This is a genomic window from Paenibacillus sp. FSL R7-0340, assembly GCF_038002205.1.
Classification (GTDB): Bacteria; Bacillota; Bacilli; order Paenibacillales; family Paenibacillaceae; genus Paenibacillus; species Paenibacillus polymyxa_B.
Genome location: NZ_JBBOBY010000001.1, coordinates 1,258,116 through 1,275,010, shown reverse-complemented (window position 1 = coordinate 1,275,010; position 16,895 = coordinate 1,258,116). Strand labels below are relative to the sequence as shown.

The following is a 16,895-nucleotide window of genomic DNA, read 5'->3' as shown; positions in this document are numbered from 1 at the left end:
TGGGAGCCGATCCTATTTTCTTTTTCGCTTCATACCGCGGATAGTCGTTTTCGTTGCCTGATCCACCCGATATGATTCCGTGATTTTTTGCAGTGCTTTGTTGAAGGTAAAATCATCCAATGTATTATGACTTAAATACGCCATTGTTACCTCGGGCAGCTTGATATAACAGATCGATATCGCCCATGCTACTGCCATTTGTACATAATAATCCTCACGATGGGTCTGATCCAGTAAAGTAAATACCCGGTTCATATACTGTTCCTCAATATAAAAATTTAGAAGCATAACCACACCAAACCGAATTTCATATTCTTTCTTGGAGAATAGATAGGGCTGAATAAACTCCCATACCCGTTCTTTATGATGTTTCGTGATTTTCAATCCGGCACAAAAGCTGTCACATACGGACCAATTATCAATTTTAGGAACAAACTTGGCGGTATAACTCAAAACTTCCTCTATATCTGTTTTTACAGAACCAATCACCATACCTTGCAGCATTACTTCTTCGAAGTGTTCACTTTCAGCGGTCTCCAGGTAGAGACGCCAATCTCCTTTGGCAATATTTTGAGCTAGCTTACGCAGCACTGGCAGACGTACACCCAGCACATTATTAATCGTCGGAAGCAATGCAGCCGTAAATTTCTGAAAATCCGCATCCACATATGACAGTATCTGTTCTCTGATTGTTTTCTCCATCGTTTCCACTCCCTGATTCTTAACGAAATGAAATACTCCACAAATAAATAGAGGCCACCGAACCATAAGGCGAATAAACTCGGCGGTACTCCTCAAATTGCTGCTTGGTCAATGTATCTAGATGGTACAACTTCATCATTCCCCGTCGAATAGCCATATCGCCCCAACTGACGACATCTGGACGCTCCATACAATTAATCAGCATCATTTCAGCCGTCCAAGGTCCTATCCCTTGCAGCGAGGACAATTTCTGGATCACCTGTGCATCGGAAAGCTCATATAATTCCTGTAAATCCAACAGGCCCTGCTCGATCGTTTGGGCTATATTTAGGATACATGTGGCCTTTTTCATGGTGATGCCACAGCTTTGAATATCTAAAGCCGTCTGAACGGCTATATTTTGTGGAGTGATCACGCCTAACTTTTCCTGCATCCTTGCCCATATGGTCTGAACCGCCTTGGCCGATATAAGCTGTCCCACAATCGCATGAACGAGCGCCGCGAACAGGTCGGGAATGATGATCCGTTCTACCTTGCCCATTTGCGTCATCGCTGCACCAAGTACGGTGTCTACGTTTTTTAGATAATTGATTTCCTTTTCTCCATAATCAAAGTTTTTGGTCATTACGGTTTGCATTCGTTCTCCCGCTGCCCCCTTATATGCTCACTCTTGATTCAATGGCATGGACTGCTTTTACATCAGGGTTCGAATCCTTCTTTGCTCACATAGAGCTGCTCTTTCGGGAAAACATGGAGAAAACGTTCATAAACCGCCTTATAGGCAGCAGGATGATACCATTCTTCCAGCCCCAATGACTCGTACAACGCACCAATTTTTAAGCTACGCGTTCGTCTTCCCCCACTGCCGTCTCCCATAAAATAATCATCAATACAGACACGGTTGACCAGAGGCAACAGCTTATCTGCAAAATGTTCACTGCTTGGAAGCATCGGAGCAATCGTAGCTTGCGTCGGTACACCTGCCTCCCTTAAAAGATGCAGCGTTTGGAGACGAGCCTGGATGGGAGGAGCCTCCGGGGTAAAATGTTTGCGTATATCTTCTCGATCTGTTTCTACAGTCATACTCACACGAACACGATTCCCCAATCGAAGCAGTAAATCGGTATCCCGCTGTACCAGTGGACTGCGCGTCTGTAAAAAGAGAAAATCAGGTGGATCCTCCACCATCACCTCCAGCAGAGACCGGGTCACCTCTTCCTTGTACTCGGCAGGCTGATAAGGATCTGTGCTTGACGACATAAAAATCGTGACTTTACCTTTGGACTTGGCTCTGCGAAGCTCCTTACGAAGAATATCTGCCGCCTGTTTTTTAATATCAACCCATGTCCCCCAAGCTTCCTTCCGAAATGTGGAGACTGGCAATTGGCGTACATAGCAATACGAGCAACCAAAGGTACAACCTGTATACGGGTTCAACGAGTGTGTATACCCTGACAAAAAACCTGTCCCTTTATTCAAAAGAGTCTTGGGGGATTTGTAATACTCATTTTTCATACTGAACCGATGCCACACTTTCCTTTTCGAGCTGCAAAAGCTTCACCTTCATGTCCAACCCACCCCGATATCCGGTCATAGCTCCATTTTTACCAATGACCCGATGACAAGGGACGGTGACCAAAATCGGATTAGCACCGATGGCAGCCCCCACCGCACGAACAGAGGCTGGCTTTTGAATAGCGTTGGCAATGTCTGAATAGGATACTGTTTCCCCATACGGAATATCACACAACGCATTCCAAACCGCCATCTGGAACGCAGTCCCATGAAAGTCAAAGGGCAATGTAAATTGGGTCCGCTCCCCTTGGAGATATTCAATCAGCTCCTTGGCATAGGGCTGTAAAGCAGCATCCTCTTCAACTAAAGGACTGCCGGGAAATCGCCTTCCCGCCCATGAAAACAATTCCTCTACAGGTTGATTGGGCGAACCTACATAACATAGTCCTTCCGATGTAGCTGCAATATATAAATTCCAATCCTCATGTGTCAACAATGACCAATAGATCGTTTTATTTATTTGCTGTGCCATGCTGTGTACCTCCATTTTGTGTTGCTTTCGATTTGAGTTGGCGATATTGCAATGGGGTGTAGCCTGTATTCTTTTTAAATAACGTAATAAAGTAAGGTGCATTGGACAGACCTACGTTCTCCCCCACTTCCGCAACAGATATATCTGAGCAAATGAGCAGCTTCTTCGCTTGTTCCAACCTGGTCTGCTGTATATATTCCATTGGAGTTAGATGCATAATCCGCTTGAAGGTACGATGTAAATGATACGGACTTCCATGACTTATCTCAGCCAGGATGTGCAATGTTAAGTCCTTCATATAGTTAGAATTCACGTATTCTGTAACCAGTGCGACCCATTCATGATCAGGCAATCGTTGTCCTGTCGGTTTACATCTTTTGCATGGACGAAAATGCTGGGCCAATGCCTGCTCTGCTGTTTTAAATATACGGATGTTCTCTCTTTTGGGAGGTCTGGATTTGCAGGAGGGGCGACAAAATATTCCCGTTGTCTTCACAGCGTACAAAAATACCCCATCATATGACTTGTCGTTTTCTACAATAGCTCTCCACTTGTCGTCAGTTATGGATAAATCGGATGTGCTCATTCAAATCACCTCTCTTGTGCAATGTGGCCTCCCCACATATCTATGGCAGAATTTTTCTAAATCCGTCTGTCTAAATTATAGACTAAATAGTGAACATATGTACCCCTCTTGGAATGTAAAGGCAAGATAACGAAAAAAAGATGACTCCCCGCGGAGCCACCTTTGATCTTACTTATCTATCTTATTTAGGCTTGCAGCTTGCTCGGTTTGGCGGTAATCGTCAACTCATCTGAAGGAGGCTGATATTCCTTTGACCAATACTCGGCATTTGAAATACCTGCCTTCTCCGGGTCAAACACCGGGTCCAGCCCTTGCCTCTGCTGCTGTTCGTAATCCTTAAGCACAAGAAGAGCAGGCTTGGCTAACAGAATCATAGCAATCAGATTCACCCAAAGCATAATACCGACCCCCATATCCCCCAGTGTCCACGCCAACGCCGATTCCTTGACGACCGTTCCATAGAACGTCGAACCCAGGATAACCAGCTTTAGAACGAACATGGGCCATTTGGCTTTACGGTCGGCAACCAGGTAGGCCATATTCGTTTCTGCGATGTAATAATAGGCGATAATGGTCGTAAAAGCGAAAAAGAACAAGGTAATGGACAGCAGACTCGACCCAAAACCCGGAAATACCGATTCAATAGCAGCTTGTGTATATTGGGTTCCCTCTTCAACACCCGGGAGATGCTGCACAATAAAATCGCCACCAGGTCCCTTCACGTTGTACATACCTGTGAATAAGACCATAAAAGCCGTAGACGTACAGACTAAAAAGGTATCCACATACACGGAAAATGCCTGAACTAGCCCCTGTTTTGCGGGATGAGACACTTCCGCGGCTGCTGCCGGATGCGCACCTGAGCCTTGTCCGGCTTCGTTGGAGTAAATGCCCCGTTTTACGCCCCAGGCAATCGCCGTCCCTGCCATACCGCCGAACACAGAATCCACGCCAAAGGCACTGCGAAAAATCAGCGAAAATACATCGGGAAGCGCAGTAATATTCGTCATCATAATATAAAAAGAGACAAGGATGTAGCCAAGTGCCATAAACGGTATGACAACCTGAGCCACATTGGCAATCCTTTTTACACCTCCAAAAATGATAAGCGCCAGCAACACGACTACTACTATCCCGGAAACCTTCATATCCATGGCAAACGAGCTATGAAAAGCTACGGCAATAGAGTTCGATTGAGTTCCCGGCATCAGTAAACACATCGCTACCAACGCAGCAACCGCAAAAATGACGGCAAACCATTTAAAGCCTGTCCCTTTTTCAATATAAAAGGCCGGGCCGCCTCGGTACTGACCATCGCGCTTTACCTTATATACCTGAGCCAGTGTGGATTCAACAAACGCAGTAGCCGATCCGATAAAAGCCATGACCCACATCCAAAATATCGCCCCGGGTCCACCCATACCGACTGCCAATGCAATCCCAGCAATATTTCCCGTCCCTACACGCCCCGATAGCGCCATCGTAAAGGCCTGAAAGGAGGATACACCTGCCTCGGAACTTTTCCCTTTAAATACTAGGCGGATCATCTCTTTGAAATGCCTGATTTGTAGGAAGCGAGTCATGATCGAAAATAATAGCCCCACACCCAAACAGACATATACCACAGGATTGCTCCAAATGACGCCGTTTACTGCCTCTGCCCACTGCTCTAACATTCCTTGTATTTCCCCCTGATCAATCAATTGATTTTCCAGTCTATGTTTTCAGAAAATTTGCATAATTACAAAAAATTATAGATTAGTTTTTACCCCCGTACAAGTTAATTTAATTGACATATTGTCAATTACAAGTGGGCTTACCAGCTACATAAAATGACGACAAAAAAGCTCTGATGATCCGAGAATATGGATCATCAGAGCCTTGTCCTTAAGACATTTAGGCAATGCTTTCTTTCTCATTCAGAGCACTAGACAGTTTCAACAGTGGGGCCTGCTCCGTTACCTCTCCTTGAGCGATTGGAAGGACTTCAGTATATTCGGAAGAATTCGTAATGATAACTGGCGTAATCGTAGGATAACCCTCTGCCCTGATTTGCTCAACATCAAACTCAAGCAGTAGATCCCCAGCTTTTACCTCGTCGCCTTCTTTGATATGGGAAGTAAAATATTTACCGTCCAGCTTGACTGTATCTACTCCAACATGAATCAAAACTTCTGCGCCATGATGCGAAACAACTGCAAGCGCATGTTTTTTCTTGAACGCCACGGTGATGGTTCCATCGAACGGGGCCACGACTCTGCCCGTTGTCGGTTGGATGGCGATCCCTTTGCCCATAGCTTCCGAAGCAAATGCAGGATCGGGAACCTCCGACAAAGCGACCACAGTTCCTTCAATTGGGCTGAGTACCTCTTCATTAGAAACAACAACTGTAGAGGTCGATTCTTTAGCCGAATTGTTAGTAGTTTCCTCTTCTTCAACTGGATCTTCAAAACCTAAAATATAAGTCAAGATGGCCGACACCAGGAATGAAACGGTAATCCCTAAAATCAATCCCGGGAATCCTTGTCCACCAGGGCCGTAAAAGATCGGCAAGGTCAGCAACCCAGGTGCGCCAGAGGCAAATGCTTGCGTTCCCGCTTGACCGATAATGGCACCACCGGCGGCGCCGCCGATAATACCTGCAATAAACGGACGTTTCAGTGGCAACGTAACCCCATAAACTGCTGGCTCCGTGATGCCGAATAAAGCGGTAAGTGTAGCGGAACCCGCCAGCGTTTTCAGCTTTTTATTTTTCGTTTTCAGCATAACACCGAACGCTGCGCCGGTTTGAGCAAAGACGGAAGCCGAAGCAGCGGGCTTAATGCCATCCCGGCCGTTGACAGCAATGTTATTAATAAATACAGGTATAAGCCCCCAGTGAACACCGAAAATAACGAGCAACTGCCAGCAAGCACCAAGGATTGCTCCAGCCAGCAACGGACTAAAGCTAAATGCAGCAACGAGTGCAGTAGCGATCGCGTTGCCCACATATACCCCGACTGGACCAAACACGATCAGGGTTAGAGGTAGCATAATTACGAGTAGAATCAAAGGTGTAATAAAGTTTTTGACGCTCTCATGGATCACTCGATTGCACCATTTTTCCAGCTTACTCATGACGATGACGGCTAAAATGATCGGAATAACGGTAGATGAATAACTCATCATAACAATAGGAATACCGAAAAAGTCCGTAGGTGTACCTTCCGTTTTTAGCGTGACAATGGTCGGGTAAAGCAACCCTCCGGCAATAGTCAGGGCAACGAAGATATTACCACCGAATTTCCGTGCTGTTGTAACCGCTAACAAGAGCGGGAGGAAATAAAACAAGCTGTCGGCCGCAGCATACAAAATCATATAGGTAGTGTCTTTCGGTAGCAACCAGCCGAGGTTGCTCGCAATCAGCAGCAGACCTTTCAGAATACCGGACCCCGCCATAACTCCGAGCAACGGTGCAAAAATGCTGGAAATTACGTCGATTACGGCGCCAAATCCTTTGTTGCCTTTAGCTGAATGATCTTCTTTTCCAGTTTCATTCAAAATATTGGATACTTTGCCGATTGCATTATATACCTCTGGTACTTTGTTGCCGACTACAACCTGGAACTGACCACCGCTTTGCTTTACCGTGATAATTCCATCGGTTTTTTCCAGCTTTCCCTTGTCTGCTTTTGCCTCATCTTTTAGCACAAAACGCAGGCGAGTGGCGCAGTGAACGAGTGATATTACATTTTTTTCGCCACCTACCAGGTGTACAATTTCCTTAGCCAGTTTTTCATTACTCATGATGGACACCTCCATGTTCTAAGGGGCTTTTTACATATTTAGGCACACAAAAAACCTAAGCCTTGAAAAATGGTGGGCACTTTATTCCCGCAATTTTTCATGACTTAGGTTTTGCCTGCATAACCAGTAACAATCCCAGTTAAAACTTATTAAATTCCTGTTACTATCATAATATAATTAATCTACCATATTTGTCAACAAAAACTTTTAATCATATATTTTTGATCCTTTTTCGTCGAAAAAGTTCGACTTATCTATTCACCACCCGTTCAATATGCACGGTCAGATATAGCTTTTCTTCATTAGTCAATTCGTGGTTGTATTCTTTTTGCACAAAAGCACCAATTTTCTCTGTGCAAGCAGCTGCTTCCTTGTGCTTTTCCTTAATCATGTCATACAAATGATCATAGTTATTTTCGTAGTGATTTCCCTTAAATACGCGCTGAGCGAAAAATTTCAGATGCGTAATAAAGCGGAAATAGCTCAGAGAGTCCTCGTCAAAATCGACCTTAAAGTGATATTTTGCAATATTGATAATTTGCTGGATAAACTTCGTGATACTCATGGTCGTAATGACTTCCTCGTTCATTTCAGCATTCACGATGTGAATCGCAATATAAGCTGCTTCGTCCACAGGCAGTTCAATACCGAGCCTTTGTTTGATTTGCTCCAACGTTTTCAGACCAATTGCGAATTCTTCTTTATACAGCTGCTTGACTTCCCACAATAACGCGTTTTTGATTTCCAATCCTTCCCGGTATCTTTCAACAGCGAAATTGATATGATCGGTCAGCGAAACATAAATATTTTCGTTCAGCTTTCTGTTCAGATTATGCTTGGCATCATTAATGACTTCCTCCACAATCACGATCAAATCAAGCGGTACCTCACGCAACAACATTTTAAAGTTATCGGACGTCTGCTTGTTTTTCAGGGCAAATACCTTCTGAATTCTGGTTTCGTCTACTTTGTCTCCAGGCTTTTTCTTAAAAGCAATCCCCCGACCCATTACCACGAGTTCGGTACCGTCCGTCTGGTAGACGCTGATTACATTGTTGTTGATGACCTTTGCTATGTTCATCTCGATCCCCCGTTCCATATGCCAGCAAGAGCCACACTTGCTCCATCCTCTTTATTGTAAACAGAAAAAAAACCGAAGCACGCCAAATAAACAAGACTGTAACATCTTCTTATTTGTGGCTTAGGTTTTGCCTGCTACGCAGTAACAATCCTAAAAATGATGGAATTGCGTCAAGTATAGCCCGAAGAGGAACGATTGTCAACGCTTTCAATGAAGAAACGAAGATCGGAAATCCCCGTGGGCCCGGGACGTCCGATCCTATTTTCTTGTGGTACGATTAATCGCCCAGATTTTCGCCGTCGGAATGAATTACGTTTTTGTACCAGTGGAAGCTTTTCTTTTTAATACGTTTCAACGAACCGCTTCCTTCGTTGTCGCGGTCCACATAAATATAACCGTAGCGTTTTTTCATCTCTCCTGAGGAAGCACTGACAATGTCAATAGGTCCCCAACTTGTGTAACCGATAATTTCAACTCCGTCTTGAAGAGCCTCACCCATTTCGGCAATATGCCGCTTGAGATAGTCGATCCGGTAATCGTCGTTAACTTCTCCTTCAGGCGAAACCACATCATTGGCACCAAAACCGTTTTCCACTACGAACAGGGGCTTTTGGTAACGGTCATGCAATTGGTTGGCTGTGATGCGGAATCCTTTTGGATCGATCGTCCAGCCCCATTCGGACTTGTCCAGATATGGATTGGCCACGGAGCCAAATACATTACCACTGGTCATGTTCTTGACGATTTCCGGGTCTGTGCTGGTCGTCCGGCTCGAATAGTAGCTGAATCCGATATAGTCAACGGTATGATCTTTCAGAATGGCTGCGTCGCCTGATTCCATCTCAATGTTTAATCCATGATCCTTGAAGAAGCGCTTCGCATAACCAGGATATTCGCCGCGTGACTGTACATCAATGAAGAAGTAGGACTCGCGGTCTTTTTCCATGCCCTGATACACATCTTCGGGATTACACGTATACGGATAGAAGCTGCCGGCAGCAAGCATACAACCAATCTTGGCATCCGGGATAATCTCGTGGCACGCTTTTACAGCCAGCGCGCTTGCCACAAGCTGATGATGTGCAGCCTGATACTGAATCTGTTTAACGTTTTCACCTTCTTGAAAAACAAGACCGGCGCCGAGAAACGGCAAATGGAGAAGCATGTTAATCTCGTTGAATGTCATCCAGTATTTCACTTTATCCTTGTAGCGGGTGAATACTGTTTTAGCATAGGTTTCAAACAGGCTTACCAGCTTCCGGCTCCGCCAGCTTCCATATTTCTCGACTAGATCCACTGGCACGTCAAAATGAGCGAGGGTAACGACTGGCTGAATGCCATGTTTATGCAACTCGTCGAACAAGTCATCGTAGAATTGCAAACCTGCTTCATTTGGAGTAGCGTCTTCTCCTGTTGGAAAAATACGAGCCCAGGCAATGGAAACACGTAGCGCCTTAAATCCCATTTCTGCAAATAGCGCGATATCCTCGCGATAGTGGTGATAGAAATCAATGGCTTCGTGGGAAGGATAGAATTCGCTTTCAAGTGGAGTCAGCGAGGGAACATTCCCTTTCATTATGCTTCTTCTCTTCTCTCCGGTAGGCAACAGATCCACCAGACTCAATCCTTTACCGTCTTCCAAATAAGCGCCCTCGGCCTGATTGGCAGCAAGAGCACCGCCCCATAAAAAGTCTTTAGGAAAAATATAACTGGACATAAACGTTCTCCTTCCAAATGTGTGATAAAGGGGTTCCTAGAGGGTGGTGATGGATATAAAAAAACCCAAACCAGCCTGTATACACTTGCAGTGTAAACAAGCCAATTCAGGTTATGCCCTATCGGTAACATCCCATGAAAAGGTTATACGTATTTGATTGAAACTCTAACAAAGATTTGGGAACCTGTCAAATTCATTTGATATAATAACACGCAATTAACAAACCAACAGCATTACGTCAATCGCCTATTGGGTAATGAGTAGAACCATGAAAGAAACCCCAGATAAACGACTTTACGAAAGATACCTGGCTGTTCGTCTTTGTCTGGAAGGGCACATGTTTTCGGAGAGTCGCTAATTTAAGATATTTTGTTGCAAGAAATTTAGAAAATCCCTTTGCATAGAGCCAAGAGGAATAATTTTTTTGATTATCTTGAACCTCCAATGCTGTCCTTTAATGTTAAATGACCAGATTGCAGAAGACAGATATATAGAATGATATTTTTGTTCTTGTAAATCAGCTACTTCAAATTCAACTTTTTCTACTACTTTAGATGAAAATAGATTGAGGAAAAGGATGATAATCCTATCATTATTTAGGAGTAATATAGCTCGACTTGTCCAAGCCGAAAGGCTTTGAGGAGTTGAATAGCAGATAAGCATGTTAGGTTCTCTATGCGATTCAGTTAGCTTATCAATAGTTTTTTTGTTAATGAATATCATAGTCAAATACCTTTCTATTTGGTTGCTCAAATAAAATAGCTTTTTAAAGAATATCTTTCAAAATATTTAAAATTCTAATTGTTTATGTTAAGAGCAAATATATTATCTACTCCCATAAGTAAACTATTTATATTATATACCACAATTAAACTATTACAAGAAAGGCTACATACCCTAATACTGGCCGACATGAAGCTTAATCTTATAAAACCTCTAAAAAAACACGTTATTCGCCACATTGGATTTAAGCCACAGCCATAGCCCCTCGACTGGATTCAGATTGGGACTATAGGGGGGTAAGAAAGACCCGGTGCAGGCGTAGATGTTCCTTCAGGAGGAGTTGTAACCCAGTGGCATATAGATTGGTTTTTAACTTATGTCCCTGTGCATGGGTCTGGACAAGATTTATAACGCTAAATCAAAAAACTGCGATTATCGCGGCTCCTTATGAGTATAAGTTTTTCCACTCTGAGAGCAGTCCCTTTATTTATGCACTTTCTGTAATATGATCTTCATATTTTTCTAGATCCGATCTGCGGTTGATTCTAAGGGGCAAACTCCAGTTACGGCTACCCAATCGTCCGTTACTACGGAGTAATCCCAAGCGCTTGGGATAGTAAATACCCTACCAGCAGCATTAAGTTGATAGGTATTTTTAGTTTTATAGAAAACACAAAATCGACATTAGTGGCTGGTTTATAATCTTTTTGCGCTAAAATAGTTGGAACGAATCTCAAAAAAAGTTATATTAGGATATATATATAATATCATTAGTATAATAAAAAAGGAGGAATATCCTAAATGGATGTACGAAGCTGTTTGCAACAAGGATGGAAGGTAGGCTTATGTATGTTGTTGTTGTGGATATGGATGATGGGGGCTGTAACAGCGGGTGAAGCCGGAGCACAACCAGTGTTCCCGGGAGCCGTGGGATACGGGACTGACACTTCAGCAGGCCGGGGCGGAAAAATAATCAAAGTGACCAACCTGAACAATGACGGGCAAGGCTCATTTCGTGCGGCATTAGAAACCAAGGGACCGCGGATTATTGTATTTGAAGTCGGCGGTGTCATAAATCTAGAAAAGGAGCGTCTTGAGCTAAGAGAACCCTACGTGACCATCGCAGGTCAAACGGCTCCCTCCCCTGGCATTACATTCATCCAGGGAGGTATGCAGATCAGAACGCATGATGTGTTGATGCAGCACGTCCGGTTTCGGATGGGCAACGGTGACAGCACTCAAGGCGCAGGCTTTGAACCAGATGTATCCACTTACGGAGCCTCCGCTTATAACATTGTCATTGACCATTGCTCCTTTTCTTGGGGAGTGGATGAGAACATGTCCTTCTCAGGTCCTCGTACCAGCGGAACCAAGGCGACTACCCACCGTGTAACACTCAGTAATAGTATTATCGCCGAAGGCCTGTATAATTCCGTTCATGAGAAGGGCCCCCATTCCATGGGCACGCTCGTTCATGATTACGTCCAGGACGTGGCAGTCATCGGAAACCTTTATGCCCATAACATGGAACGTAATCCGTGGTTCAAAGCATTCTCGACGGGCGTAATTGTTAACAATGTCATTTATAATCCAGGAAAATGGGCAATTCGACTCGGATTCGTGGAGAATGAATGGACGGATACGGGGATCAAACCGGAAGGCCCTAGAGTCAGTATCGTCGGGAATTACATGCGGCATGGAGTAGATACGATTAAAGGGTTAGGAATTGTCGGAACGAACAGTAAAAGCGGCTGGGCTTATCTCAAAGATAATCTTGCTTATGACCGTAATGGCAAGTCAGTCCCGCTGACTTTTGGCGGAATCAAGGAACTTGACAATCCACCTGTTTGGGTTGAAGGACTTGAAGCACTAGCTGCCTCAGAAGTAGTAAAGGAGGTCACTGAGCATGCAGGAGCAAGGCCGCAGGACCGGGATGCAACAGATCAACGAATTATCTCCGATTTTCTGACTGGTCGAGGAAAGATAATTGATAGTCAGGAAGATGTAGGGGGATACCCGGATGTTCCAGCGACCTACCGTGCTTTAAATGTACCTGACCACAGCATTGACGAATGGTTGTATCAATTTTCAATTGAGTTGGAGTAGTCTTTAATGCTCTTTAACAAGATCTAGTACAGTCCAGCATTTTGACTTGGGTACCTCCTAAGATTATAGGTATCTGATGTCCAATGAAAAGATCTGCTCAAACGTTTTTCGATTGCCCTCATTCGTATAAATTGCAATCAAGCCTGATCCTTCTTCGTTGAAAAGTCAGCTTGTACTGTTCTTATCCACCACCGCACTTCCCGAGAAGCTCGCTCCGTCCTCTCCAGGCAGAATTGTCGGTGGGAGTTCTCCCCAATACATGCGACCAAAGTCAGGCCGCGTATCATGGGGCGTATGCTGGTAGAACAGGTGGTACTCTCCCTCATGGTAAACCAAGCCGTTAGGATCGTTCATCCAATTTTTCTCAGGAGAATAATGAAATTGAGGCCTGTATGTCTCCCTATAATAACTGTTTGAGATCCCACCTTTTTTTGTTTCAGCCTTTCTGGATGAGCACCATGTGGATACGTCCATGCTCCTTTTTGATCCGGCAACTCCGACTACACTGGCCTTTGTTTCCCTTACCGCTAACGGCGAACGGGATTTCGTGTTCAATCGCGGAGCTGACCGTCAGCTGTCTCTGCAGGACATTGATAGAAAATGGACCCGGCAGGCTGGAGGAATTTATCACAATATCCAGAAGAGGAATTAAACATCATTACAGGGCTAGCTGACCGCGATGCTTCATTGGATTTTTTGCATGGGTTGGGAGCCAAGACGGTGGCAGTTACCTTGGGGAAAGAAGGAACCCTCATCTCAAGTGGTGCCTCCCGTTCGTTAATCGGCAGTATTGCTGTCAAATCGATCGACTCTACTGGTGCCGGAGATGCCTTCGTCGGAGCAATGCTGTATCAAATCAGCCAGCTGAGTCAGCCTAAGGCATTTACCTCCAACGCGAAGCAGCAGCAGGAATTTGTGACACTTGCCAATCAAGTCGGCGCCATCGTGTGTACTAAAGTTGGAGCGATTGCTGCCTTGCCGTCGTTGGAAGAAGTTAATCGTTTCGTAGCGCAAGGTTGGATCAAGGAATGAAGCGTAAAAACAGCAAAAGGTGTCCCACTATCTCTAAGGTCGCTGGACACCTTTTTATGTAGAGGTCCGTCATTCATTGGAAAGATGCTACTGATCAGGGCACCTTCCAATGAATGACGGAAAGCTTGGTGAAAATTCAAACTTATTATTTATGATGCGCATCCCTGTTGCTCTCGATTAATAAAATGAAGCGAGAGCATCGCGTCCTTATAATTGATAGGTCGATGAAAATGACTGACTGAAGGTAAGAATATATATACATTGAGACCAAAGTATCCTTCTTTATAAGTTTGATCTTTTGTGTCGATAACTAATTTATTGTTCAAATAAACCTTAGTGATATTGCCTTGCGCTTCTACTTTGAGATGATAATCTGTATTTGGCTGTAAATCCAGTTTTCCATCATTGTTATATGTCGCAATTTCATATCCGGTCCCATCAACCAATTTAATTAATTTTACAACATTATTTTATGTGTCTCTATTAAAGCAACTTCAAGAGTATTTCCTCGATTTCGGCAGGATTAGTTGCATTTTGAAAACGTTTAACGAATTTTTCTTCTTGAAACAAACTTGTTAAGTTCTTTAAAAATGAGATGTGCATCTTAGGATTTTTTACTACAAGTACCATCACAATTTCTGCGTTGACAGTTACATCAGATCCCCCCATATCCTCGAACTCTATGCTATTATCTAAAACTGCAACGGCAATAGCAGTTTCGTTAACGAATTCTTTATTTGTATGTGGAATTGCTATACCAATTGTCCCCATGTTGATTCCGGTCGGATATTCGATTTCACGTTGAAGCAAAGATTCTGTATATCCTTTTTTGGCATAATTTTTCTCTTCTATCTTTTTTCCAAAGCTTTTGATAAGCTCTTCCCTCGAATCGTAACGTGCGTGCAGTTGAATTAAATCCTGATCAAATACGAGTCCATTTATCGTTTTTGCGCTCATAATAATTACTCCCTTTTATAAAAATCGGAAAACATAGATATCTTTTTAATAATCCGTACCATATTTTTTGATGATACTATGGATATCCATTGCACTTTGGGCTTGAATGATAGCTTCACAATCATCTTTACTTTCAACAAGTTTCATTAACTGAACCAATGCCCTTAAGTGCTGTTGTTTATCGACAGCGGCTATGATAATAACGATGTTTATCGGCCTATTTCTTGCAAATTCAACGCCTTGCTCTAAACGGAGCAAGCTCATAGCTACTTCGTTTACCCCACTTTCGGGACTATCATGAGGAATTGCCACATTTGGGCTAATAATGATATACGGATCTTCCACATCGTAATGTTGGATCATAGCTTCTACATAAGAAGGTTGGATACTCCCTTGAAGCAGCAGCGGTAGCGCCCCTAATCGTATAGCCTCTTCCCAAGATGATACTGAAGGAAGCAATGTAATATTCTCCGGCGTTATCAGGTCATGCAAATTTGTCTTTTGTAATTCGGGTTGTGATTTGAAAGACAACGAGTGATGGCTTGTAAAGTAGTGTTGTAATTCCTTTGCAAGAAGTTGCCTGTTCTGAACGGTTGCATATTTCTCAACGATCTCCAGAATATTTTTCAAACTTAATTCAGATGGAGTGAATCCATGCAATAATTCCATCACTTGTTTTCGTAGAGAGATCTTTTCTTCCTTTTGTAATATTGGCTTGACTATAAATAGTCGTTTGTTCGTTTGCAGATATACGGAAGAAAAAACAATGTCATATTCCAAATCATACATCTTGAATTCTCTCACAGATAAGGAATCCAAAAAAATGAATTCAGGAAATAAATCATTCAAAGTAATTAGTAAAAGCTTAGAAACGGATACTCCGTTAGCACAAACCACTACTGCTTTTGTTTTACTCAGAATGCTGTCTCCTTGCTTTGTTAACCAACCGCCTATCAGCATCGTTAAATAAGTGCATTCACTATCTGGAATATCACAGCCAATGTAATCAGCTAAAGGTTTTGCTGACTTTTTTACAAGGTGGTGCAGTTCTATGAATTCACTATTAATTGTTTCTTGTAGTGGATTAGTAATAGTAAGTTTGTATTTAATGCGATAATATGCAGGTTTTATATGCAGCATGATCATATGCAACAACTGCTTTTTGTCTTGTAAGAGGATGCAGGACATTTTCTCGAATCGCTCCAGCATCTTTTTCAATGCCTGATTTAAATCTGATACAATGTCTTCCCCAAGGAGCTCAGATGAGGAAACATTCGTCGTAAGAATTTGCAGCGTTATGAATAATCTTTCCTCGGTCGGGATATGCACCAAATCCGATAGTAGTTCTTGAACCGCTTGGTACTCCTTGGTATCCGATAATTCTTCATAGCTAATATGAAAGGAATTTATTGTTTTCCCAAGTTTGATTCTTCGCAGCAAGATCAGTAGGATATGCGGCAAAGTCTTCATCTTATCATCTGTAAATTTCAAGCTCAGATGGCTTTCAATCTTTTCAAGACGTTCATGAATCTGTTGCACTTCTTTTTCAGTGATCTCTGCTAACTGTTGAACCCATTTTTCCCCATTGTACATGTGATGAATTTTGTTAACGACATCAATCAATAACTTTCTTTTTTGAAATTCAACACCCTCAATTGAGTAACCAGATAACCGGGAATAACGGATACTAAGATCATAAGGTTCGACTAATTCTTGTGCTGCTTTTAGATCATTTAGTATGGTATTCTTGCTTACGTAAATGGAACTGGTAAAATGAAATAAAGATAATTCTTCACTACGACTCAGTAGGATCAGAATAATAAGTTCTACTCGCTCTGCTTCAGAAAAAATATATTTTTTTGTCGAAGGCTTGTTTACTTCATTAGGCACAGCAGAGAAGAGAGTAGCATCAACAATAAAAACACCCTGTTTATTCCGTTCAATTTTTGGTAGGCGTTGGCCCTCTAACCAGTCATTGATTTTTTCAAGGCTGTAACTGATTTGCCTGCGGCTTAAACCATACTTATGTTCCAAGTTCTTACTCTTCACACTTGGATTTGATAACAATTCTTGCAGCAAGCTGCTGCTTCTATCATCAAGCTGCATGGCTCTCTCTCCTCCTTCCTTGTTAATAATAATATTGACAACTCCAGAGGAT

At 43.1% G+C, this 16,895-nt stretch carries 15 protein-coding genes and 2 pseudogenes; 3 read left to right on the top strand and 14 right to left on the bottom strand.

What is annotated here, in order from left to right; all coding sequences use genetic code 11:
* Positions 1-12: 12 nt before the first annotated feature.
* The 10 genes and pseudogenes from MKX59_RS05670 to MKX59_RS05625 all read right to left on the bottom strand — a co-directional run.
* Positions 13-702 (bottom strand): DNA alkylation repair protein, encoded by a 690-nt coding sequence (locus MKX59_RS05670; RefSeq protein ID WP_023990220.1) that lies wholly within the window; start codon positions 700-702, stop codon positions 13-15.
* Between the two features lie 19 nt (positions 703-721).
* Positions 722-1,339: a DNA-3-methyladenine glycosylase family protein gene (locus MKX59_RS05665; RefSeq protein ID WP_023990221.1), complete on the bottom strand. Its 618-nt coding sequence runs from the start codon at positions 1,337-1,339 to the stop codon at positions 722-724.
* Between the two features lie 62 nt (positions 1,340-1,401).
* Complete coding sequence (locus MKX59_RS05660) at positions 1,402-2,217, bottom strand: SPL family radical SAM protein (RefSeq protein ID WP_264454549.1); 816 nt, start codon at positions 2,215-2,217, stop codon at positions 1,402-1,404.
* The gene (locus MKX59_RS05655; RefSeq protein WP_028541407.1) at positions 2,207-2,749 is read right to left on the bottom strand and encodes a methylated-DNA--[protein]-cysteine S-methyltransferase; all 543 of its coding nucleotides are present in this window, start codon (positions 2,747-2,749) and stop codon (positions 2,207-2,209) included. The genes MKX59_RS05660 and MKX59_RS05655 overlap by 11 nt, the downstream gene beginning before the upstream one ends.
* On the bottom strand, positions 2,730-3,335 hold the full coding sequence (locus tag MKX59_RS05650) for a bifunctional transcriptional activator/DNA repair enzyme AdaA (protein ID WP_076264892.1): 606 nt from the start codon (positions 3,333-3,335) through the stop codon (positions 2,730-2,732). Before MKX59_RS05650 ends, MKX59_RS05655 begins: the two co-directional genes overlap by 20 nt.
* A gap of 185 nt (positions 3,336-3,520) precedes the next feature.
* Positions 3,521-5,011, bottom strand: a complete 1,491-nt coding sequence (locus tag MKX59_RS05645) for an alanine/glycine:cation symporter family protein (RefSeq protein ID WP_340857767.1) — start codon at positions 5,009-5,011, stop codon at positions 3,521-3,523.
* A gap of 220 nt (positions 5,012-5,231) precedes the next feature.
* Positions 5,232-7,121, bottom strand: a complete 1,890-nt coding sequence (locus MKX59_RS05640; protein ID WP_340857766.1) for a beta-glucoside-specific PTS transporter subunit IIABC — start codon at positions 7,119-7,121, stop codon at positions 5,232-5,234.
* Positions 7,122-7,371: 250 nt separating this feature from the next.
* A complete protein-coding gene (gene licT / locus MKX59_RS05635) occupies positions 7,372-8,202 on the bottom strand; it encodes a BglG family transcription antiterminator LicT (RefSeq protein ID WP_023990227.1) in 831 nt (276 codons plus the stop codon).
* A 277-nt stretch (positions 8,203-8,479) separates the two neighbouring features.
* Complete coding sequence (locus tag MKX59_RS05630) at positions 8,480-9,919, bottom strand: 6-phospho-beta-glucosidase (RefSeq protein WP_340857764.1); 1,440 nt, start codon at positions 9,917-9,919, stop codon at positions 8,480-8,482.
* A 939-nt stretch (positions 9,920-10,858) separates the two neighbouring features.
* A pseudogene (locus tag MKX59_RS05625) lies at positions 10,859-10,945 on the bottom strand (transposase); the annotation flags it as partial.
* A 498-nt stretch (positions 10,946-11,443) separates the two neighbouring features.
* Between MKX59_RS05625 and MKX59_RS05620 the strand changes: the two are divergent.
* A complete protein-coding gene (locus tag MKX59_RS05620; RefSeq protein ID WP_071558271.1) occupies positions 11,444-12,748 on the top strand; it encodes a pectate lyase family protein in 1,305 nt (434 codons plus the stop codon).
* A 168-nt stretch (positions 12,749-12,916) separates the two neighbouring features.
* On the opposite strand, the pseudogene MKX59_RS05615 reads toward MKX59_RS05620, so the two are convergent.
* A pseudogene (locus MKX59_RS05615) lies at positions 12,917-13,222 on the bottom strand (hypothetical protein); the annotation flags it as partial.
* Between MKX59_RS05615 and MKX59_RS05610 the strand changes: the two are divergent.
* Together MKX59_RS05610 and MKX59_RS05605 are read left to right on the top strand one after the other, a co-directional pair.
* Positions 13,209-13,400: a hypothetical protein gene (locus tag MKX59_RS05610; RefSeq protein WP_053325501.1), complete on the top strand. Its 192-nt coding sequence runs from the start codon at positions 13,209-13,211 to the stop codon at positions 13,398-13,400. The pseudogene MKX59_RS05615 and the gene MKX59_RS05610 sit on opposite strands and share 14 nt — an antisense overlap.
* Positions 13,349-13,780, top strand: coding sequence for a carbohydrate kinase family protein (locus MKX59_RS05605; RefSeq protein ID WP_076264887.1), 432 nt, complete (start codon positions 13,349-13,351; stop codon positions 13,778-13,780). Before MKX59_RS05610 ends, MKX59_RS05605 begins: the two co-directional genes overlap by 52 nt.
* Before the next feature lie 149 nt (positions 13,781-13,929).
* On the opposite strand, the gene MKX59_RS05600 is transcribed toward MKX59_RS05605, so the two are convergent.
* The 3 genes from MKX59_RS05600 to MKX59_RS05590 are packed head-to-tail and all read right to left on the bottom strand — an operon-like array spanning position 13,930 to position 16,843.
* Positions 13,930-14,226 carry a DUF6250 domain-containing protein gene (locus MKX59_RS05600; protein WP_053325502.1) on the bottom strand — a complete coding sequence of 99 codons (297 nt, stop codon included), beginning with the start codon at positions 14,224-14,226 and terminating at the stop codon, positions 13,930-13,932.
* 37 nt (positions 14,227-14,263) lie between these two features.
* Positions 14,264-14,737 carry a PTS sugar transporter subunit IIA gene (locus tag MKX59_RS05595; protein WP_023988785.1) on the bottom strand — a complete coding sequence of 158 codons (474 nt, stop codon included), beginning with the start codon at positions 14,735-14,737 and terminating at the stop codon, positions 14,264-14,266.
* Between the two features lie 45 nt (positions 14,738-14,782).
* Positions 14,783-16,843, bottom strand: coding sequence for a BglG family transcription antiterminator (locus MKX59_RS05590; protein ID WP_340857761.1), 2,061 nt, complete (start codon positions 16,841-16,843; stop codon positions 14,783-14,785).
* Between the last annotated feature and the right edge of the window lie 52 nt (positions 16,844-16,895).